This is a genomic window from Dyella sp. S184 (genome assembly GCF_009766065.1).
Lineage (GTDB): Bacteria > Pseudomonadota > Gammaproteobacteria > Xanthomonadales > Rhodanobacteraceae > Rhodanobacter.
This window is the reverse complement of sequence record NZ_LMUE01000009.1, coordinates 316,788-336,064: the sequence shown is the minus strand read 5'-3', so window position 1 is coordinate 336,064 and position 19,277 is coordinate 316,788. Positions and strand designations below refer to the sequence as shown.

General features: G+C 59.6%; 21 protein-coding genes. 7 read left to right on the top strand and 14 right to left on the bottom strand.

What is annotated here, in order from left to right:
* Window positions 1-164: 164 nt before the first annotated feature.
* Both GSQ75_RS13715 and GSQ75_RS13710 read right to left on the bottom strand, forming a co-directional pair.
* On the bottom strand, window positions 165-479 hold the full coding sequence (locus GSQ75_RS13715) for a DUF1161 domain-containing protein (RefSeq protein WP_158755422.1): 315 nt from the start codon (window positions 477-479) through the stop codon (window positions 165-167).
* A gap of 95 nt (window positions 480-574) precedes the next feature.
* Window positions 575-1,108 carry a hypothetical protein gene (locus tag GSQ75_RS13710; RefSeq protein WP_158755421.1) on the bottom strand — a complete coding sequence of 178 codons (534 nt, stop codon included), beginning with the start codon at window positions 1,106-1,108 and terminating at the stop codon, window positions 575-577.
* Window positions 1,109-1,393: 285 nt separating this feature from the next.
* Between GSQ75_RS13710 and GSQ75_RS13705 the strand changes: the two genes are divergently transcribed.
* The 3 genes from GSQ75_RS13705 (at window position 1,394) to GSQ75_RS13695 (ending at window position 4,820) form a co-directional block, all read left to right on the top strand.
* Window positions 1,394-3,769, top strand: a complete 2,376-nt coding sequence (locus tag GSQ75_RS13705) for a hypothetical protein (RefSeq protein ID WP_216840690.1) — start codon at window positions 1,394-1,396, stop codon at window positions 3,767-3,769.
* Window positions 3,770-3,943: 174 nt separating this feature from the next.
* Window positions 3,944-4,342, top strand: a complete 399-nt coding sequence (locus GSQ75_RS13700; RefSeq protein ID WP_216840689.1) for a metalloregulator ArsR/SmtB family transcription factor — start codon at window positions 3,944-3,946, stop codon at window positions 4,340-4,342.
* Window positions 4,320-4,820 (top strand): SRPBCC family protein, encoded by a 501-nt coding sequence (locus tag GSQ75_RS13695; RefSeq protein WP_254058579.1) that lies wholly within the window; start codon window positions 4,320-4,322, stop codon window positions 4,818-4,820. Before GSQ75_RS13700 ends, GSQ75_RS13695 begins: the two co-directional genes overlap by 23 nt.
* A gap of 119 nt (window positions 4,821-4,939) precedes the next feature.
* Here the strand turns inward: GSQ75_RS13695 and GSQ75_RS13690 are convergent, their stop codons facing one another.
* Entirely contained in the window at window positions 4,940-5,338 is a 399-nt protein-coding gene (locus tag GSQ75_RS13690) for a VOC family protein (protein ID WP_158755419.1), read from the bottom strand.
* A 108-nt stretch (window positions 5,339-5,446) separates the two neighbouring features.
* On the opposite strand from GSQ75_RS13690, the gene GSQ75_RS13685 reads away from it, so the two are divergent.
* Together GSQ75_RS13685 and GSQ75_RS13680 are read left to right on the top strand one after the other, a co-directional pair.
* On the top strand, window positions 5,447-6,058 hold the full coding sequence (locus GSQ75_RS13685) for a TetR/AcrR family transcriptional regulator (RefSeq protein ID WP_158755418.1): 612 nt from the start codon (window positions 5,447-5,449) through the stop codon (window positions 6,056-6,058).
* A gap of 263 nt (window positions 6,059-6,321) precedes the next feature.
* Window positions 6,322-6,873, top strand: coding sequence for a YdeI/OmpD-associated family protein (locus tag GSQ75_RS13680; RefSeq protein ID WP_158755417.1), 552 nt, complete (start codon window positions 6,322-6,324; stop codon window positions 6,871-6,873).
* A gap of 36 nt (window positions 6,874-6,909) precedes the next feature.
* Here the strand turns inward: GSQ75_RS13680 and GSQ75_RS13675 are convergent, their stop codons facing one another.
* The 5 genes from GSQ75_RS13675 to GSQ75_RS13655 form a co-directional block, all read right to left on the bottom strand.
* On the bottom strand, window positions 6,910-7,536 hold the full coding sequence (locus tag GSQ75_RS13675) for a glutathione S-transferase family protein (protein WP_158755416.1): 627 nt from the start codon (window positions 7,534-7,536) through the stop codon (window positions 6,910-6,912).
* Entirely contained in the window at window positions 7,533-8,168 is a 636-nt protein-coding gene (locus GSQ75_RS13670) for a glutathione S-transferase family protein (RefSeq protein WP_158755415.1), read from the bottom strand. Before GSQ75_RS13670 ends, GSQ75_RS13675 begins: the two co-directional genes overlap by 4 nt.
* A 708-nt stretch (window positions 8,169-8,876) precedes the next feature.
* The gene (locus GSQ75_RS13665) at window positions 8,877-9,722 is read right to left on the bottom strand and encodes a hypothetical protein (RefSeq protein ID WP_158755414.1); all 846 of its coding nucleotides are present in this window, start codon (window positions 9,720-9,722) and stop codon (window positions 8,877-8,879) included.
* Window positions 9,723-9,946: 224 nt separating this feature from the next.
* Window positions 9,947-10,720 carry a hypothetical protein gene (locus GSQ75_RS13660; protein ID WP_216840688.1) on the bottom strand — a complete coding sequence of 258 codons (774 nt, stop codon included), beginning with the start codon at window positions 10,718-10,720 and terminating at the stop codon, window positions 9,947-9,949.
* Window positions 10,721-11,014: 294 nt separating this feature from the next.
* Window positions 11,015-11,599: a PadR family transcriptional regulator gene (locus tag GSQ75_RS13655; protein ID WP_158755412.1), complete on the bottom strand. Its 585-nt coding sequence runs from the start codon at window positions 11,597-11,599 to the stop codon at window positions 11,015-11,017.
* Window positions 11,600-11,647: 48 nt separating this feature from the next.
* Here GSQ75_RS13655 and GSQ75_RS13650 point away from each other — a divergent pair, with 48 nt between their 5' ends.
* Entirely contained in the window at window positions 11,648-12,034 is a 387-nt protein-coding gene (locus GSQ75_RS13650; RefSeq protein ID WP_158755411.1) for a hypothetical protein, read from the top strand.
* Window positions 12,035-12,237: 203 nt separating this feature from the next.
* On the opposite strand, the gene GSQ75_RS13645 is transcribed toward GSQ75_RS13650, so the two are convergent.
* From GSQ75_RS13645 to GSQ75_RS13625, 5 genes are all read right to left on the bottom strand, one after another.
* Entirely contained in the window at window positions 12,238-13,263 is a 1,026-nt protein-coding gene (locus GSQ75_RS13645; protein WP_158755410.1) for a 2-dehydropantoate 2-reductase, read from the bottom strand.
* A 120-nt stretch (window positions 13,264-13,383) separates the two neighbouring features.
* Complete coding sequence (locus GSQ75_RS13640; RefSeq protein WP_158755409.1) at window positions 13,384-14,037, bottom strand: glutathione S-transferase family protein; 654 nt, start codon at window positions 14,035-14,037, stop codon at window positions 13,384-13,386.
* A 194-nt stretch (window positions 14,038-14,231) separates the two neighbouring features.
* The gene (locus GSQ75_RS19215) at window positions 14,232-14,618 is read right to left on the bottom strand and encodes a VOC family protein (protein ID WP_343160925.1); all 387 of its coding nucleotides are present in this window, start codon (window positions 14,616-14,618) and stop codon (window positions 14,232-14,234) included.
* Between the two features lie 122 nt (window positions 14,619-14,740).
* Window positions 14,741-15,220, bottom strand: coding sequence for a VOC family protein (locus GSQ75_RS13630; RefSeq protein WP_158755408.1), 480 nt, complete (start codon window positions 15,218-15,220; stop codon window positions 14,741-14,743).
* 645 nt (window positions 15,221-15,865) lie between these two features.
* Entirely contained in the window at window positions 15,866-16,777 is a 912-nt protein-coding gene (locus tag GSQ75_RS13625) for a LysR family transcriptional regulator (RefSeq protein ID WP_216840687.1), read from the bottom strand.
* Between the two features lie 129 nt (window positions 16,778-16,906).
* On the opposite strand from GSQ75_RS13625, the gene GSQ75_RS13620 reads away from it, so the two are divergent.
* Window positions 16,907-18,340 carry an aldehyde dehydrogenase family protein gene (locus GSQ75_RS13620; protein ID WP_158755406.1) on the top strand — a complete coding sequence of 478 codons (1,434 nt, stop codon included), beginning with the start codon at window positions 16,907-16,909 and terminating at the stop codon, window positions 18,338-18,340.
* Between the two features lie 95 nt (window positions 18,341-18,435).
* On the opposite strand, the gene GSQ75_RS13615 is transcribed toward GSQ75_RS13620, so the two are convergent.
* Window positions 18,436-19,161 carry a hypothetical protein gene (locus GSQ75_RS13615; RefSeq protein ID WP_158755405.1) on the bottom strand — a complete coding sequence of 242 codons (726 nt, stop codon included), beginning with the start codon at window positions 19,159-19,161 and terminating at the stop codon, window positions 18,436-18,438.
* Between the last annotated feature and the right edge of the window lie 116 nt (window positions 19,162-19,277).

The window sequence follows — 19,277 nt, the reverse complement described above, 5'->3', positions numbered from 1 at the left end:
CTGATGTGAGCTGAGGATCTTCCCCACAGTAAAAAAGGTCAGGTTCAAAACAGGGGGCAGGGTGCACTTTTTGCGAGTCGATGCCTTGGAAAATTCACTCTGCCCCTGTTTCGAACCCTTCAAACCTCACGACTGTTCTGGCCAATCGTGCGACCTGCGGACGATCAACCGCCGGTTTGGCCAGATCGAGCCGGAGCTGGTGCTGGAGGCGGCGGGTTCGGTGCGTTGTTTGAGTTGTCATTGCTGGCACTGGATGGCCCACGGGAATACACAATGACTTTGTTGCTTTCGCACTGTCCGACCACCTTGCCATTGCTTTTATCGGCCTGATCAGCGGCCACCACATCCAGGCTGTAATTGCTCACGCCGTTCGCTTTGATCTTTGCGTCGATATCGGACTTCACGGCGTCGCAAGAGGCGTGGGCGAACAGTGGAAAGGCCATCAATGCCAACGCGACGATCGATATGCAAGATTTCATGGTTCCTCCTGTGGGTTTGTTTCAAATGTTGATGTCTGCATAGGTGGCGGACCTCGACGGCAAGCCGTCCCACATCAGCGACCCGCCGCATGTAGCTACTCTTTTGGGGTGGACTTGTGTGCTGCTTGCAACTGAGTTGCGTGCTGCAAAGTCCAATCGTGGAGACCTGCAAGTCCTTGGCGCACTTGATTGCGTTGTACTTGAAATTTGTCCTTGGGTGTCTGTGGATCATCGTGCTCAGCATCCCATGCGAGTGCCTTGTTTATAGTGTCTGCCCACTTGGTGGGATCTGCACCCGCATAAAAGTTGATCGATTCACCCAACTGCGAAGTCGTGGCCGAGAACGCTTCTTGACTTTCTTGTTCTCCAGGATGGGCAGCGTAGTAAATTCGCCCACGCAATTGCCCCACGTAATACCAGAATACGGCATCGTCCTTGTTGCCCTCACTCAACAATCGTGAGACGTAGATATAGTCCGAGGCCCACGGCTCCGAGGAAAGTCGTGCCTCGACAGCTGGCCGTGGCAAGGTCTTTAACTCGGTGCTCGTCAGTGACGCACAAAGCGCGAGACCTGACCAACACCCAACCGTTCCTAAAATCATGCGAGCTAATTTCACACTTTCCCCCATACAGGTAATCCGCTACGCCAGACGAAGCTGTGCGCTACGCTAAAAATCATATGACATGCATGCTGCTGCATCGACCCGTTGAGACCGCCGTCGAAAACGGACATTCCGAGATTGCCGCTTGCATGTCTTGCGTGCAAGGTCCGATCGTGGCCAAGACTGGTGATGACCCCCTCGCCCACCACAGATCACTCCGCCACAGTTATAGACAGCCACTTGCCCTTGATGCGGTAAGTGAACTCGGTGTACGGCAGAATGAATCGTTATTTGACGTTTCCGGGGCATTTCATGCGCACGTCGCTCTGCATTCTCGGCATCTGCCTTGCGTTTCTTCGAAATGTGTCCCCAGCGTGCGCCACAGATGTAGCCGAGAACGTCGCACGATCCGATATCGCCATCGGTCAGCCCAACGTGCTTCCCAGTCAGGCGATGGGACTGGGTAACGGCGACTTGGGTGCGGCGTTCTGGTCGGCTGACGGATTGACGATCCAGCTCAATCGCATCGACACGCTGCCGTATCGGCGATCTCCGGGGCGGATAGTCCTTCCGGACTTGAAGATCATGACATCCGACCGTGGTTTTCGTGGTCGCCTGCGATTGTATGACGGGGTGCTTGAAGAATCCGGTGGTGGCGTCGTCTTGCGCGCCTGGGTGGATCACGATGCTGACCGCGTAGTGGTCGACCTGACCGGGCTACCCACGACATCGCCACAGCACATTCAGCTTCATCTGGGTGCGCAGCGCACGCCAACGGCTTTCGTGGATCGCGACAGTGGATTTCTCACGGAAACGTGGCGTGACGATCGGCTGCCAGGGGCATCGCGGCGCGTGTTTGGATCCCTGGCGGGTGTGCGCGTATTGGGCAGGCAGAGCCACGCAATCGTCCTCGACGCACGCACCGTTGAAGTGACCGCATTCCCCGACGCCAGTGGTCACCTCAGGTTGATCGCCGCCGCTCCATCGTTTGATGGAAGTCGTTCGGCACAGGACGTCATCCGGAATGCTTTGACTCTTGCCGTGAATCCAGCACACACCGAGCAATGGTGGCATGCCTACTGGCAGCGGGCCCATGGCATCGAGGCGACATCGGATGATGGCGTGGCACGCTATGCCGAGACGCTGCGCACGCTTTACCTGTTTGCCGCTGCCGCACACGCAGGAAGCACGTTGCCGGGTTCCCAGGCCGGTATCGCGGATCTTTTTTCGTCCAGCGAAGACGATCACTTCTGGGATCCGGCCGCTTATTGGTTCTGGAACACGCGCATGCAGGTAGCCGCCAACCTCGCCGCTGGCGTACCCGAGCTCAACGCCTCCGTATTCGCGCTGTACCGGAACAATCTGGACGCCTTAAAGCAATGGACCGTTCACCATATGGGCGGGCGGCCTGGTATATGCGTGCCCGAAACCATGCGCTTCAACGGAAAGGGCGTCGAATACGAGAGCGATCAATTTCGACCTGTCGTCATCGTGACCCACAGTTGCGATCTGGCATGGACGCCGACATCCAATGCGCGGACGTTGAGCACGGGCGCCGAAATCGGCCTGTGGGTATGGCGCACCTATCTGCAAACCGGAGATCGCCGTTTCCTTGAAAAAAACTATCCCTTGATGGCCGAGGCGGCGCGGTTTCTATGGTCATATCAGCACCGTGGCGCTGATGGATTGCTGCATACATCCCCGTCCAATGCGCATGAAACGCAGATGGATGTGACCGATCCGGCAACGGATATTGCGGCGATACGTGCACTCTACCCGGCAACTGCAGCGGCAGCCCATGAACTAAATGTCGATGCCGACTTTGCAGGGAAGTTGCTGCATGCCCTGAATGAAACGCCGGCGCTGCCGCAGATGCCTTCATCCGCTGGCGGAGATTTGGATGGTCGGATACTGGCGGCGAGCTATGACGTCCACGCTCCTTATGTAAATGGGGAGAACATCGGTCTTGAGGCGGTATGGCCATACGGCGTGATCGGTATGGATAGCGCGCTCTTCCCCGTTGCACGGAAGACGTTCATGCAGCGTCCCTTCAAGTACGCCGCCACATGGAGTTACGACCCGGTGCAGGCTGCGCACCTGGGCCTTGGAGCCGAAGCCGCCAAGGCTATCTTCGAGTTGGTGCAGCAGTATCAGGTGTACCCCAATGGCATGGCAGCGCTGCTCCACGATATGCCCAGTGAGTTTTATCTGGAACAGACAGCTGTCACCGCGTTAGCGCTGTCCGACATGCTGGTGATTCAGGATGCCGACCATCTTGTTCGTGTCGGTCCAGCCATACCACCGGGCTGGACGATGCACGGAACCGTAGCGATCCAGCATGGCGTGTCCGTCGAAGTGACCGCGGTGCAGGGACAACTCGTGTCATTCACGTTAAGAGGCGTTGCAGCAACGCCGTTGAAGCTGATGACGCCCTGGCAGGACGCCCGCATCCAAGTGTGGCAAGACAACACGATGCAACAGGTGATCTCATCCCACGAGGGACGTTTCACGTTCCAACCGGATGGCGGACATGTGTACCGATTCGCTGTATCAAAGGATTTACCCCTGCCCAGGTTCGATGCATCCGCCAATGCGACGGTGAAATCGCTCGGTCGTGCGTCGATCGGCTTGGGGCCACCCTGCTGCGCACCACCGGCAGGATATGTGCCGGCATCAGACAACGATTAAAGGGGACGTGGATTAAAGGGGACGTGGCAACCTGATTTCGTCGACCACGTTGGCTGACCATGCCGGTGCACCGCATTTAATTGGCCACGTCCCCTTTAGTTGACGCTGGCATGCGCAGTTTGTGTTCGGAGCGGCAGAGGAGCTGCGCGCGATTTGCGCCCGTGGGGCGTCCGCTTGCAAATCGCCCATGTGCGCTTTACAGTGAACCATATGGTTCACTATCAAGCCCGCCTCGACGCAACGTTCGCTGCGCTCTCCGATGTCACCCGACGCGGCGTGCTGGAGCAGCTCGGGGGTTCGGACGCCTCCATCACCGACCTTGCCCAAAGGTTTCACATGACCCTTACGGGCATGAAGAAGCACGTCAGCATCCTGGAGCAGGCGGGGCTCGTGAGCACGGAAAAGGTCGGCCGCGTACGAACCTGCAAGCTCGGACCGCGCGAGCTGGAAGAAGCAGCCGCCTGGATCGAGCAACACCGCCAACTGTGGAGCGCACGCTTCGATGCGCTGGACGAGCTTGTCGAACACTTGAAACGCAAGGAGAAGGCAGATGCCCAACGAAAAAGAAGGTAGTTCCGCCGTCATGAACCGCACCGTCGTGGAACGCAAGTCCGACCGCGAACTCGTCGTGAAGCGAACGTTCAATGCTCCGGCGCACATCGTCTTCGAAGCGTGGAGCAAACCCGAATTGTTCAAGCAGTGGTGGGTTCCGAAGTCCGTGGGGATGACGCTGGTCTCGTGCGACATGGATATTCGCACCGGGGGCGCGTATCGCCTCGTGTTCAGCCATCCGGCCTTCGATCAACCGATGGCGTTCTTCGGCACGTACAGAGAAGTAACGCCGCACAAGCGCATCGTATGGGCGAACGAAGAAAGCGATGAGGGCGCCGTGACCACGGTGACATTCGAAGAAAATGACGGCAAGACGCTGGTCACCTTCCACGAACTCTATCCCACGACAGCGGCCCTCGAGGACGCGCTCGCCGGTTCGGCGGAAGGCTTGCCCGAACAGTTCGCGCAGCTGGATGAGTTGCTCGCAGGAAGATCGTGACCACGCCGCGGCCACCGGCGCATGGAAGGGATGGCGATGAAACAAAACAGGGGTCAGATTGCACTTTCTTTGAGATAGACGCCTTGGAAAGTCGACTCTGACCCCCGTTTTGGTGTCGCCTATCGCGAACCAAAGCGTTTTTTCGCCTCATCGGTGGCCGGCATGTACAGCGAGACGGCGGTACCTTCAGGGTCGCGAAACTGGAACGTCTTATTGCCCCAGGGCATCGTCTTAAGCTCATGAACAAGTGGGACCTTATCCTTCAAGCGCTCATAGTCGGCCTCTATGTCCTCGACCTGAAACTCGATGTAGGCGGTACGATTGGAACCGGGTTGAGCGCTGCCTTCTTTCCACAGCGCGACTGTTTCAGCGCTGCCGATGGCAAGCGTGGCTGCCGGCGTGACGATCTCCGCGAAAACGGGAGCCAGCCATTCGGCGGGCAGGCCCGTGACCATTTCGTAGAAGGAAACCATGGCCTTGATGTCGGCGGCGATTAGGCGGGTGGAGGCGAATTTCATGACTATCTCCTTGGGTTGTGGCGGGATAAATTCCGGACCAAAGCGGCCTTGTCGGAATAATGCTACGATACCGTATCGTATCTAACAATGCACACCTTGTATTGACTCATGCGAAAAAAACGCACACTGAACAAACTGGACACCCCAGCTCTTGCGTTGCATGAAGCTGAGGTGCTTGACGAAAGAGTCCGTCACTCGCGAATAACCGTGCTCGCCGCGACGGCAGAGCTACTCTTCGACAGGGGTTTTGCCGGCGCCAGCGTCGATGAAATCTCACGTCGCTCGGGCGTAGCGAAGACTACGATCTATCGGCATTGGCCAACCCGAGTCGACCTTCTGCGTGATGCCTGCTCGACAATAAGTACGCCCCAAGGCGTGCCGGATACCGGAACCTTCGAGGCAGACGTGACCGCGTTGATGACAAACCTCGTCGATTTGCTGCGAACGGCCAAATGGACCTCCGTACTTCCCTCAATCATCGATGCTGCTGAGCGAGATCCCGACATCGCCAACATGTACAGCAAACTGCAACGCGGCTATTCGGCGCCTTTTGAGACAGTCATCCTGCGCGCGGTGGATACGGGCGAACTGCCCGCGGGCACCGATGTGGCCATGTTGATCGCGGCGCTCACTGGTCCGCTTTTTTATCGTCGCTGGTTCTCCCGCGATCCATTGACGGACGACTTCGCGGTACAGATAGTCAAGCGCGTAATCCGTTAGGGGATCTGACACTCACTGTGGTTTGATCGCACTAAAAAATACACCGGATGATTTCCGCTGAATCACTTAGCCAGCTAGTTCCATATCTTCTGCGGGGAGCACTCCATAGAAGCTGTGATCGTCAAAACGGGGTCAGTTTCACTTGGTAGGGGCGCGGAAGTGAACTCGTCTCTCGCTCCTGGGCGAGGCCCTTTGCGAATCACGTAAAACGATCAGCACGCGGCGCGAACACGGATCATGGCGACCGGTGCTACCGTTTCGCCATGGCCAAACCCACTGCGGTGATCAAGTTCAAGGCGAAGCTGTCGCGCCCCGCGACGCCCAAGGGCGCGGCGTGGACCTTCCTGGTGCTACCCGTGGTCGCGAGCGCGAAGCTGCTGACGCGGAGCATGGTCACCGTCGAAGGCAGCTTTCAAGGCCAGCCCTTCCAGGCCACGCTGGAACCGGATGGCCAGGGCAGTCACTGGCTCAAGATCGACAAGGCCTTGCGCGAGGCCGCCGGTGTCGCCGCGGGCGACAGCGTCGCGCTGGAGATCGCGCCGGTGGAGAAGGAGCCCGAACCCAAGGTACCCGCCGACCTGCGCAAGGCGTTGGCGTCCAACGCGGACGCCAAGGCGACATGGGCCGACATCACGCCGTTGGCGCGGCGCGACTGGGTCCACTGGATCACCTCCGGCAAGAAGGCCGAGACGCGCGGCAAGCGCATCGCCACCGCTTGCGACAAGCTCGCGTGTGGCAAACGCAATGCCTGCTGCTTCGATCGCTCCGGGATGTACAGCAAGGGCAGCATGGGCGCGCCCGAAGCGGCGGAGTAGGGCAAAGCAGGGGCAAGTTCACTTGGACAAAAGGTGTCAGGGACAATGGTTGGTCGGCCAGGGATCAGCCCATGCAGGAATACGCGCCAACGTGTCGAGCCAGCGAACGATATGGGGAAACGCCTCCAGCGGCATTTCCGATTCCCGCCAGTAGGCCGCCATCGAGGCGAGACCGAAGTCTGCGATCGTGAGCCTTTCACACGCGATAAAGCGGCGGTCCACCAGGTGGCCATCCAGAACTTTTGCGTATCTCACAAACTCCGGCACGGACGTCTTCAGCAACGCGTTGTCCGGCTGTCCGATCCCGAATGTCGTCTTGACGACATGTTCGAAATAAAACGGCGCGACGGCGGTCGACCAATGGCAATCGTTCCACGACAGCCAGCGCAACACCTCGACCTGCTCAGCCGGATTGTGCGCGGGCCACATGTCCGCCCCCGTCTTGATGCAAAGATGGGCCATGATGGCCGCAGACTCCCACAGCACAAGATCACCATCGATCAGCGTGGGCGCCTTCATGTTGGGATTGAGCGCCGCATAGTCGGGCGCCTTGAGGCCGCCCGCCATCAAGTCAACTTCAACAAACTCTGCCTCGATGCCGAGATGCTTCACCAGCGCCAGTACACGCCGCGGCGCCTGCGCCTTGATCCAGTAGATTTTCATGCCACTTCCAAATCGATACGGGCCAATGCCTCGGCAATCCGCAGCGGGGCGGTGGGGCGCGCATACATTCTTTCCAGGTAAGCGCGCAGTTGGGGGTGTTCGTCGATCAAATGATATTCATTGGCCCAATCCATCAGGTAGGCCGTCACGCAATCGGCGATGGTGATGGTGTCGCCGACGATGAACTGCCTTCCCGTCATGTGATCCTCCAATACGGCCGCCATGGCAATGAACTCCTGGCTCGCGGCAGGAATTTCTGCGGGTATCCGCTGGTCTTCCGGGTATAACCAGCTGTGCCGTGTGATGCGCCATAGCGGCTGTTCAAGCTCCGTCATGGCAAACATCACCCAGCGATACGCCTGGGCCAACTGTTTACGATCCACAGGAAGCAGCCCTTTGTCAGGGTATTTTTCGGCCAGGTAGATGACGATCGCTGCGGATTCGGTGAGTACCACATCGCCGTCGACGAGCACAGGCACCTTGCCGGCGGGGTTGATGCGGAGGAATTCCGGGCGATGCTGCTCTCCGGTCAAGAGGTTGACCGACACGAACTCGAATTCGGCATCGAGTTCGTTCAATGCCCATAACACGCGAAGTGAGCGGGTGGCGGCAAATCCATAGAGTTTCAGCATGATCTTTCCTTTCGGACTGAGGTTGGCTGCTGATAACTAGACGAATGGCGAAGCGCGGAATGGACACCTTCGCGAATTATTTTTTCGGGTGTGAATTGACGCGACTGGCGTGTTTCGACACGGAGCAAAACAGGGTTCACTTTCGAAAAGGATGCAGGTGAATCTACCCCTTTACCTTCGCTGGTGTCGCCCAGTTTGGACCTTCCGCAAGGTCCGCTATGGGTCGGAAACAGACACCGCGTGAATGCTTCCAAGCCTCGTTCTGTTATGAACCGATGGCCATCCAAACTCCAAACGCGAAAAGCGGAACGATCGTCAGTGCCGCTGCGACTAACGATCTAATCCTGGCTTCCGAATACCCGAATCCAGCCAGCCAAGCAGCGCCCACTACCAAGATCGTTCCTGCGAAGAAGATCGCCCAATAGAAGTGATTTTCCGCATCTACTACTTCATGCGGCACCTCTGGGCCCGGATCTCCGAGATGGGCGAACAATCCCAGGCAAGACGCGGCCCATCCGACAACGGTCAAGCCCAAGGCAATGTTGGCAGCTGTCGTTTTCCTCATGTGCTCAAGTCCTTAATTTCGCCCGCGAAATCCGATTTCTAGATGGGACAGGCCAGGAGCCCAATGTCCGCAGTCGAAAGCGGACCTTGTTGACGGATTGTTAGAAGTGCAAACAACGTTGTCTACATCGAGGCCGGAGGCGATCACATCGATGTTGCCGCAGCAGGCGGCGCGGCTGTGGTTGCGCCGGCGGGCTTCGCGGGTTGGGTTTCCCCAGATGCGTATTGCCCGACCTGCAGGGCGAACGGTACTTTTTGACCGGACGGCATCGCCGCTGGATCGACGTACACCTGAATCATGTAAGTCGTCGCTGCCGCAACCGACTCGGACCAGGTGTTCGCCCCGGTCGTGCTTGTGTCGACCAGTTTTTTGTCATGGGTCTGGTCATTCACCTTGAAGTGCAAACCGGGATTGCTCGAGACGAGATTGACCTTGACTGTCATGCCTGCCGCGATGGCAACGGTGAAGTTGTGCGCGGTGGCGCCGGAGGCCAGTGTCCCATCTTGTTCCGTCCATGGTTTGTTGCCTTCGAATGTCACCGCGGTCGTCGGCGGCTGCATGTCTTGGGCCCCGTATTGGCCGATCTGCAACGCGTATTTCGCGGTATCGCCGGACTGTATCGCGGCAGGCTCAATGTAGACCCGGATCGCATACGTGGTGGCTGTCGCGTTCGGTGTTGACCAGGTGGATTCACCCGTCGTGAGGGTGTCCAGCACTAGTTTGCCGTGACTCTGGTCTTTCACTTTGAAATGCACGTTGGGATTGGGGGTGAGGAGGTTGAGCTGCAATGTCTTGCCCGCCGTGACCGCAACCGTGTAATCGAGCGAGCTGTCGGAATGGGTGAGGTTGCCGATTTCCTGCGCCCAGACACTGTTTGCCGCGAAGGTCACCGTGACCGGCGTGCTGGCGAAGGCGGGCAGCGACATGCAGGCAGCAGCCAGGCCGAGACCCGCGCCCAGGGCGCTGCGGAGAAAATGGAAACGTGACATGTGTGGAGGCCTCGCGGAATTTGGAGTTCGCTTGTGAATGCTTCGATGAATCCCCGTTTTGCATCGTCGCAGTCGCATCGATGCTGCCTTCCTTATGCATGGCGTGCCTCACCCCTGAGTCAGCCCGTGTGCGGACCATACGCCTACTTCGAGTAGCTCGCCATATCAGGAACAAAGCGCAGCCGTGGGTATCCCGGTGAATCTCTCGGGATACCCACGCGTATCTATTGGGCTGCATTTTCGATTCGTACAAGATCGGTGACTACCCCATTGGGAAACTCTTCCCGCACCATGAAGCGGGGGCTTTCCTTGCTTGCGAAAACCCTAAAATGCTCGACGCCATTTGCTTTGTGAATGCGGTAGTCGATGGCATAGGACACAAAGTCGCCGGCGGGAACGTGAACATCGGATAGGGCTCCTACGTCCGCCTGGACATGGCTGACGCCACTTTTCGGGTCATAGACGTTGAATTCGAAATGCCGGCCCACTTCGAGGTCGTTGGCGGTCACTGTTGCCCAATCGATGCGCTGATCGACGGTATCCGCTGGGATCGGATCGTTTACGTAGGCCTTCTTCGAGGCTTCGTTCGATGACCTTGACACTACAAACCCTTTTGCTCTGCCTGCTCGATAAGTAATGTCGAAGACAGGTGCTGCCTCATTTCCGTTGACGAAAGAGAGGGCCGCAGATTTGGGCTGAAATCGCATGGACGCCACGGTAGTCCATCGCTGGCTGTGAAAACCCAGAAAACCCGATGCGAAAGTGGCGAGGTTCGAAAATTCGTAATCGCTTTCGTTAGCCAGCCGCCTTATCAGGATTCGCGAGCTACCGACGACAGAACCGCCGTCACGGTTTCGATCTTGGTAGGTAAAAAATCCAGTTTTAAGCCGAGCGGCGTTCGAGCCGAAATCCGCGGGCGGGCTTTGGGCGAATGCGACGCAGGGGACAAATACGCAAAAAAACGCAAGCATTGGGGTGCCAAGACCAAATAGCCGCATAATCTTTTCTCTTCAATACCTATGTTTGGTATTGGTGGTTTCAGTCGTTTGGATGCTTGCAGAGCGCAAATCCTGACAAGCATTCTACCTATCTCGTGTCCGCTTCGGATTCCCAATACAAAGAAGGTACATCCGAGGGCTCTTCGCGCTTCTTCCAACGTCTGCTATGGGTTGCGAAATCGGACGTTCGCTGAGTCAGATCGATCTGGCCGCAAGACTGAATTGCTACTGACGCTCGAATACAAACGGTCAATTGCGTCCAGATGCCGCGAGGGCCAAGCTCGTTATCCGCTCTCAGCCCCGGCCATCTTTGTCAATCGCGAGGCGTTGTGGGTCCGCGACGTCGCGCACGCGACGTGCTTTGACGTCCACGAGCAGACCTTTCAACCAGTCGCGATCGAGGCGTCGCTGCTGGTCGAGATGACGCAACAGGTGCTCGCCGCCCGTTGAAAGCACGGGACGAAGTTCTTTACGGATCGGACCGAGCTTGGCGATCTGTTCGTCGAGGCGCGCAATCCGGTCACGGATGAGATCCTGGACGATGGCGGGATCGCTCAGGTGCAGGAACAGGAGCGCTCCATATAGCGTCTGAGATACCGGGCCGTCTTGTTCGAATTGTCGATGCAGCAAGTCCAGAAACTCGGTCTTTCCCTTCGCGGTGATCTTGTAGATCGTGCGCATACCGCCGCGAGCCACGCGCTGGTGGGACACGGTGGAAATCAGGCCATCTTTCACCATTTGCCGGATCGCATAGTAGAGCGTCCCCACCTCAACGTCGGTGTAGCACTCCACCATCGCGTTCTCGAGGCGGCGCTTGATCTCGTAAGGATGGAAGTTCCCGCGATGCAGCACGCCGAGGATGAGAAGTTTTGCCTTCATGATGAAATCATATTAGTCTAATTAAACTATAGCAACGGGAGAAGGCACATGTGGCGTGCGATCGCGGGGGTCATCGCCGGGCTGGTAGCCTGGGTTGTAGTGGTAACGGTCCTGAACCTGGGTTTGCGATGGTGGCTGCCGGGCTATGTGCAGGCCGAGCCGGTGATGCTGTTCACGCTCGGCATGAAAATCGCGCGTCTTTCGATCGGGGCGCTCTCATCCCTCGCCGCTGGTGCGGTGGTACGTATCATCACGCGATCAAGCCTGGCGCCATGGATCGTCGGATTGGTGCTGCTTGCGCTGTTTGTGCCGGACCACATCCACATCTGGAACAAATTTCCGGTTTGGTACCACCTGACATTTCTTGTCACGCTTGCGCCGCTGGTCGCACTGGGCGCGCGGCTGGCGCTGCGTGCCAAAGTCAATCCGGGATAGAACGGCGCACCAACTTATCATTTAGCGTGCGCCCGCCAAGGATCGACCAGCGACCTTCAGTCGAAAGCTCGGCTGGTTGGCGATGCCGGGCAAGTTGTGTGGCGAGCCTGGCCAGCCTTGGAGCGATAACGGGCCACGCTCGGAGCCACGTGCACCTGTTCGATTTTGTCCGGGTAAGAGGGCGCGAAGTGGCTATGGCCCGCTTACGAAGATGCGCCGGTTGCAGCCCGCATCTCCGCCAGCAGCGCTTCGCCCGACCATGAAAGGCGCACGTCGGCACGTTCGGCTTCTCGCACGAGTTCGCATAGCCGTTCGTTCACTGGTGCTGTTTGCCCAAGACGTTTGGCGAGGCGCACGACCTCTCCGTTTATCCAGTCGATTTCCGTGGCGCGCCCCGCCGCCAGGTCGTCCGACATCGATGATCGCGCGAGCGGATCGATCGTCAGCATCCTGCGGCCCAGCCGCTCGAACCATGCATCGGGTACGCCGAGAACACGCGGTACCCAGGTGGCCGGAAGCGGCGTGAGCCTGGCTGGTCGTATGCCGGCGCGCTTCAGAAGCGCCAACGCTTCTTTCTGCGCCATGCCGAGGCAGATCCGGTAGGCGCGTTGCGAGAGCTCCTCCTTCAAAGGCCGGTTCGCCAGCGCGTTGATGGCATTGTTGAGATTGAGCAGCAGCTTCGCCCACTGCACCGGCAACATATCAGCATGCTGGATCAGCGGTAGCCCGGCCTTGCTGAACGCGTCAACGAACGGCTGCATGGCCGGCGCATGCCTGATCTCCAGTTCGCCCGCTGAGCCTTGATGAAATGCACCAGGGCCGCGTTCGACGACATTGAATGGCACCATCCCCTCCAGCACCGTGCTCTGCGGCAGGGCAGCGCGCAGTACGTCCGCGTTGCCGATGCCGTTCTGGAAACTCACGACGATCGTGCCGGCGCGAAGCACGTTCGCCAGTTCTGCCGCGGCCGTGGCTGTCGCGGTGGACTTGACGGTCACCAGCACGAGATCCGCTCTGGCCGCCGTCGCAGGGTCCGTCGACACCTCGATCCGCTCCGGGGGCACATGCCAGCGGCTTTCGTCGTACCGCGACAGCGTGAGGCCTTGATTGCGCAATTGGCCGGTGACGCGCGCATGCCCAATGAAACTGACGTCGCTGCCTCCGGCAAGCAGCCGTCCACCGACATAGCAACCAATCAAGCCAGCGCCGTAGATAACGATTTTTGCCATTCGGGTTCTCGGGCGATGCGTTGGGAAACAGAGCGCACTTTCATTGAACGTTCGGCTCTGGAAAGTCGATTCTGCCCTTTGTCTGGATACGTTGAACCAACGATTCGGAGCGGACCTTTGTCATCCGTTCGGATGCCTGCTGGTGAACACCGCCAATTGATCAGCGAACGCACGCTTGAACGCGGGTCGTGCTTCGCCGCGGGCAACGTAGGCGGCGAGGTTCGGGTACTCGTCCAGCAGGCCCGATGGCTTCAGCCTGAGCAACACCCCCACCATCATCAGGTCGCCCGCGCTGAACGCACCATCGAGCCAGTCGGCATCGCCAAGGCGATCGGACAGTTCGCCCAGCCGGGCGCGGATGCGATCCTTGATGAGCGGCAGGCGCTGTTCGGACCAGGGTTTGTCGCCCTCCAGAAACTTCGCAGTTACGAGTTCAAGGATCGGCGGCTCCACTGTGTTGACTGCGGCAAACATCCATGTGATCGCGTGTGCCCGGGCATTGGCATCATTCGGCAGCAGCCCCGCATGACGCTCCGCGATATGCAACACGATGGCCCCCGACTCGAACAGGGCGAGATCGCCTTCTTCATACGTGGGAATCTGCCCGAAGGGATGCAGCGCACGATGCGCGGGTTCCTTTACCGCACTGAACGAAACAAGACGAACCTCGTAAGGCTGGCCCACTTCTTCCAGCGCCCAGCGAACGCGCATGTCACGTGCGAGTCCCCTGCCACGATCGGGCGAATTTTCAAAGGCGGTGATGGTGGGGATCATGGGAAGTCTCCGGGGATTGCATGAGGCCATAGAAAAGGGGGCAGAGTGGAATGGCACTTACTTGGAAGCAATCCGACTCCCAACCGTTCGCGCTGAGCGTAGCCCGTGCCGCGAGCGGAGTCGAAGCGCCGCCGGTTGAGCATCCGGTGCAAGCGGTTGCCAGGCCGCATGGCCATCGTGTTTGAACATGCTGGTCACTTCTTTGCCGGCATGGCATTCATGTGGAAGAGCCCCCACCCATGGCCGTCTGGGTCGACAAAGCTATGCGAGTACATGAAGCCGTAATCTTCCGGCTCGTCGTGGGTCGAACCGCCCGCGGCGAGCGCTTTCGCAACGAGGCCATCTGCCTCATCACGACTCTCACAACGGAGGTTGAGCAAGACTTCGACGGCCTTGCTCGTGTCGCAGATGGCTCTGGGCGTGAGGTCACGAAACCTGGCGTGCGTAAGCAACATGACAGAAATCGTGTCGCTGACGACGATGCACGTGCCAGTGTCGTCGGTGAACTGCAGGTTTTGTGAAAAGCCGAGTGCCTTGAAGAAGGCCTGTGATTTCGGGAGGTCGGCGACCGGGAGGTTGATGAATATTTGTTTGCTCGCGGATTTCTCCTTTGCGTTGTTGGTTGCGATGATGTGAGGTGCGGCCTATCCCCGCATGCAGTCTTCGGCCCTCCGGATCCGATCCGGGCAGGAGCGGGCGTTCGTCAACCGCGCCGTGCGGCCTCGATCGCGGCGATGTCGATCTTCGTCATCCCCATCATGGCGTCGAACGCGCGCTTGGCGGCGGCGGGATCAGGGTCGGTGATCGCGTCCATCAGGGCACGTGGGGTGATCTGCCAGGACAGACCCCACGTGTCTTTGCACCAGCCGCAGGCGCTGGCCTGACCACCGTTGTCGATGATCGCGTTCCACAGGCGGTCGGTTTCGGCCTGGTCGTCGGTCGCCACCTGGAACGAGAACGCCTCGTCGTGCTGGAACGCGGGGCCGCCGTTCAATCCCAGACACGGGATGCCCATGACACTGAACTCGACCGTCAGAACGTCGCCCTGCTTGCCGGCGGGATAGTCACCTGGCGCACGTTGGACAGCGCCCACGGCGCTGTCCGGAAACGTCTTGGCGTAGAACGTCGCGGCGTCCAGGGCGGTGCCGTCATACCAGAGGCAAATCGTGTTCTTGCTGACCATGTGGGTTTCTCCTGGTTCGGGGGAGCGGGGGGTTCTTTACGACGAGCGACGGGCACACGGATCGACACATCCATGCCGGCTCGCCTGTCGGGTGGATGACCATGTCGTGGCGGTCACCGTGAACGCTGTTGCCAAGTGTGGCGAGGGTTTGATTTACCTCATCGCGCAAGAGTGCACCTGAACTTCTGTCGAATGGCGCCGCATTCTGTGGTGTGTCCGCTGCGTCCGATGTCCGCGTGAAGTGTCCGCGGACGGATTGTTCGCTTTCGATGATCAATCAAAAACGGCATGGGAGTGCAGTTTTCAAGGCGTGATGGCATTGGCACGGTGTTTGCCATATCTATTCTCGAAAGCTTCGTTTTCTCACTCGATGGAGAACTGCCATGAAATTCAAATACGAAACCCTGCTGCTGCAAAGCCTGTTCGGTGCCTGCGTGCTGATTTGCGCGATGACTGTCGGCAGCATGCTGCTGGCGTAAGCGATCGCACGCACGAAGTACCGGCGACACGCCGGTTTTGGGCCACGCAAAAGGCCAGAGTGCATTTTGCCTGGGCGCGAGGCAGCCGGAAAACCTGGTGGTGCATCGCCCCGACATGCTCCGCAGATTCTGCACGTGTAACAGGACGCGATAGCCTTCACGCCACTCAGCCTGCCTGTAGCACCCGCGAAGGACTCGTGGCCAGGTGCAGCTCATGAATCAGCTCGATCAGCGCGCGCAATCGCGCAGGTACGAACCTGCGGCCCGAGTAGTAAAGCCGGAGGCCGGCGAACGGTTGGCACCAAGGAACGAGGACGGGCACCAGCGCGCCGGATAGCAGTTCCTGTTCAATGAACCATTCCGAGATGAAACCGATACCGAGCCCCTGCAGCACCGCTTGCTTGATGGCCAGCATCTCGTTGAGAGCCATGCGCACAGGCAGATCCATCTGCAGCTTCTGGCCCTTGCGCTCCAGTTCCCAGTGATAGATGCCGCCGTGCGACATGCGCATGCCGATGCTCTGGTGCTTGAGCAGATCGCGCGGATGCTTGGGCGTGCCGTTGCGCGCCAGGTAGTCAGGCGTTGCCACGACGAGCATGCGGAGGTCGCGGGAGAGCGGCACGGCGATCATGTCCTGCGGTACGGATTCGGCGAGACGGATGCCCGCATCGAAGCCTTCGGCAACGATGTCGATCATGCGTGACTCGCTCGCGATGTCGATGCGCATCTGGGGGTAGCGCTGCGCGTAGTGGCTGAACAGCGGCTCCAGCAGCAAGAAGGCCGCTGCCTGCGGCGCGCTGATGCGCAAGGTGCCGCTGGGGGCATCGGGCTCGGTGGCAGCTTCTTCGTTGGCGCGCTGGATCTCCGCCAGCGCCGGCGTGATGCGCTCCACGTATCGCCGGCCCGCGTCGGTCAGGGCCACGCTGCGCGTCGAACGGTTGAACAGGCGCACGTGCAATCGCGCCTCCAGCCCGGCCACCGCGCTGCTCACGGCGGTGGTGGACATGTTCAGCTCCCGCGCAGCACCGCGAAAGCTGTTGCAGCGCGTAACGGCCAGGACCACTTCGAGTTCGGTCATTCCTGTGCGGTGCATAACTATCCTGATTTTCGGGATGCTTCATCCGTCATAGGACGGCTTATAAGCACAGTAATGTACTCCTAGACTGCGTCGCACAGCTGCCACAACCGGCGCAATGAGGAAACCGACATGCAACGCATCGAACACATCTACATCGACGGCGAGTTCGTCATCCCGCACGGCCAGGAATGGTTTGATCTTCATAATCCGAGCACCGAAGAAGTCATTGGCCAGGTACGCCTGGGCGACGAGCACGATATGCGCCGCGCGATTGCCGCGGCCAAGGCCGCGTTGCCCGGGTGGTCGCACACCACGCGCGAAGAACGCCTCGCCGCGCTCGGGCGCATGCACAAGGCCATCGCCGCGCGGGAAGACGATCTGATGCAGGCGATCGTGCTCGAATACGGCGCGCCATCCCAGCGCTCGCGCTGGATGGCATCCTATCCCGCGGATGTCATCGCCCAGGCCATGGCAGCGCTCGAATCCTTCGCGTTCGAAGAGCAGGCCGGCATGGCCCGCGTGATCTTGACGCCGGTGGGTGTCGCGGGCCTGATCACGCCATGGAACAGCAATGCCGGCTTCATCTGCAACAAGCTCGCCACTGCGCTGGCCGCGGGCTGCACGGCCGTGATCAAGCCCAGTGAGATGAGTGCGATGCAGACACGGATTGTGGCCGAAGCCTTGCACGAAGCGGGCCTCCCCAAGGGCGTGTTCAATATCGTCAACGGCCGCGGTGACGTGGTCGGCGAGGAGATGTCGAGCAACCCGGATATCGCCAAGATTTCATTCACCGGATCATCTGCGGTGGGCCAGCATCTGGTGAGTGCCGGTGCGGCCACGATGAAGCGCGTGACGCTGGAGCTTGGCGGCAAGTCGCCCACCGTGGTGCTCGACGATGCGGACTTCACCAGCATCATGCCGCTTGTGCTTCTTGCGGGCTTCCTCAATAGCGGCCAGGCCTGCATCGCGGGCACGCGCATCCTGGTGCCGCGCCAGCGGCTCGCGGAGTTCGAGCAAGCCGCGAAAGAAGCTGTCTCGCACATCAAGTCGGGTGATCCGCGTGAAGCCGATACCGAGATCGGCCCGATGGTGAGCGCCAGGCAATGGGAGCGCGTGCAGGACTACATACGCATCGGCCTGGAAGAAGGCGCAACCCTGCTCGCCGGCGGTGAAGGTCGCCCCGATGGCTTGCATGCGGGCTGGTTCGTCAAACCCACCATCTTCACCAGGGCCAGCAACCAGATGCGCATTGCGCGCGAGGAAATCTTCGGACCCGTGCTCACCATCATTCCCTATGAGGACGAAGCCGATGCCGTCGCGATCGCCAACGACACGCGCTATGGCTTGAGCGCCGTCGTGTTCGGCAGGGACCTGCAGCGCTGCGAGCGCGTGGCACGCCAGATCGATGCAGGCCGGGTGCTCATCAACACGCTCGCCCATGAGCCGCGCGCACCCTTCGGTGGCTTCAAGCATTCCGGGTTGGGACGCGAAATGGGGAAGTGGGGTATCAGCGCCTACCTGGAACCCAAGACGCTGCTGATGGAGGCGGGGCAGGTTCAATAGCTCACGCCACTGACGGCGCAGGTCTGCCTCGAAAACGGGGTCAGGTTCACTTGCAACTTGCTGGAAAGTGAACCTGAGGGGGCCCGCTTACTTGGCTAGTGATGATGGTCCGTGTCGTCATCGTCAGCGTGGCTTGCGCCCATGCCCATGCTGCCCCCCATGCCACCACCTGATCCGCCGCCGCCCTTGCTGCCGCCACCGCCGGATTCGCCCTTGCCACCACTTTCGCCCTTGCTCCGCGTTGCGGCGATACGGGTCGGTCCCTGCATGGGAATGGACAGTGTTGGCGGAATGGGTTCCAGGTCCAGCACCTGGCGAATGAAATCGCGCAGCGATGTCACCAGTTCAGCGGTGTGGGTAGGGCGCCCTTCAGCCAGTTCGGTGGCAGCCTTTGCGGCCATCCGCACCTGATCCTCCGTGCCAAGCAGGATGATGTCGGACAGGGCGGCTTCGACAGCGTCGCGTATGCGTCGCGGGCGTTCGCCGTTGGACAACGACGCAGCAGAGGCTGACACCATCGTGGCGTATTCGGTTGGGGCGTGATTGGCCGCGTCGGCAAGCGATTGTTCGTGACGTTGCCGCAGGTCGCGCATGTGGCTGGGGTCGACCGCGAGATTGCCGGTGAACGAGCCGCCCAGTGTCTTGTATGCCGCAATGAGCGTGCGCAGGCGCTCGTTGATCTGGCGGTTATCGCGTTCGCGCCGCTGCTGGATCGCGTGCATGGCCAGCAGTCGTATGCCAACGCCAATCAGCGTGATCAGCGACAGTCCGAGCATGGTCGTAAGAAGCGTATGCCACGAACTGAAGTCCAGGCTGCGCATGTGAAATCTCCAGAAGCTCGGCAGGACAGTCTAAGGCTGGAGCAGCTCAGGGAATCGAACTTACCCCAACAAGAGAATCAGGTTCATCTGCTGCGGATGGATAAATGAATATGCCC

Coding starts and splice junctions, on each gene's coding strand:
- GSQ75_RS13715 (WP_158755422.1), bottom strand. CDS start 479: ATGAAATCTTGCATATCGATCGTCGCGTTGGCATTGATGGCCTTTCCA.
- GSQ75_RS13710 (WP_158755421.1), bottom strand. CDS start 1,108: ATGGGGGAAAGTGTGAAATTAGCTCGCATGATTTTAGGAACGGTTGGG.
- GSQ75_RS13705 (WP_216840690.1), top strand. CDS start 1,394: ATGCGCACGTCGCTCTGCATTCTCGGCATCTGCCTTGCGTTTCTTCGA.
- GSQ75_RS13695 (WP_254058579.1), top strand. CDS start 4,320: ATGCCCAACGAAAAAGAAGGTAGTTCCGCCGTCATGAACCGCACCGTC.
- GSQ75_RS13690 (WP_158755419.1), bottom strand. CDS start 5,338: ATGAAATTCGCCTCCACCCGCCTAATCGCCGCCGACATCAAGGCCATG.
- GSQ75_RS13685 (WP_158755418.1), top strand. CDS start 5,447: ATGCGAAAAAAACGCACACTGAACAAACTGGACACCCCAGCTCTTGCG.
- GSQ75_RS13680 (WP_158755417.1), top strand. CDS start 6,322: ATGGCCAAACCCACTGCGGTGATCAAGTTCAAGGCGAAGCTGTCGCGC.
- GSQ75_RS13675 (WP_158755416.1), bottom strand. CDS start 7,536: ATGAAAATCTACTGGATCAAGGCGCAGGCGCCGCGGCGTGTACTGGCG.
- GSQ75_RS13670 (WP_158755415.1), bottom strand. CDS start 8,168: ATGCTGAAACTCTATGGATTTGCCGCCACCCGCTCACTTCGCGTGTTA.
- GSQ75_RS13665 (WP_158755414.1), bottom strand. CDS start 9,722: ATGTCACGTTTCCATTTTCTCCGCAGCGCCCTGGGCGCGGGTCTCGGC.
- GSQ75_RS13660 (WP_216840688.1), bottom strand. CDS start 10,720: ATGCGGCTATTTGGTCTTGGCACCCCAATGCTTGCGTTTTTTTGCGTA.
- GSQ75_RS13655 (WP_158755412.1), bottom strand. CDS start 11,599: ATGAAGGCAAAACTTCTCATCCTCGGCGTGCTGCATCGCGGGAACTTC.
- GSQ75_RS13650 (WP_158755411.1), top strand. CDS start 11,648: ATGTGGCGTGCGATCGCGGGGGTCATCGCCGGGCTGGTAGCCTGGGTT.
- GSQ75_RS13645 (WP_158755410.1), bottom strand. CDS start 13,263: ATGGCAAAAATCGTTATCTACGGCGCTGGCTTGATTGGTTGCTATGTC.
- GSQ75_RS13640 (WP_158755409.1), bottom strand. CDS start 14,037: ATGATCCCCACCATCACCGCCTTTGAAAATTCGCCCGATCGTGGCAGG.
- GSQ75_RS13630 (WP_158755408.1), bottom strand. CDS start 15,220: ATGGTCAGCAAGAACACGATTTGCCTCTGGTATGACGGCACCGCCCTG.
- GSQ75_RS13625 (WP_216840687.1), bottom strand. CDS start 16,777: ATGACCGAACTCGAAGTGGTCCTGGCCGTTACGCGCTGCAACAGCTTT.
- GSQ75_RS13620 (WP_158755406.1), top strand. CDS start 16,907: ATGCAACGCATCGAACACATCTACATCGACGGCGAGTTCGTCATCCCG.
- GSQ75_RS13615 (WP_158755405.1), bottom strand. CDS start 19,161: ATGCGCAGCCTGGACTTCAGTTCGTGGCATACGCTTCTTACGACCATG.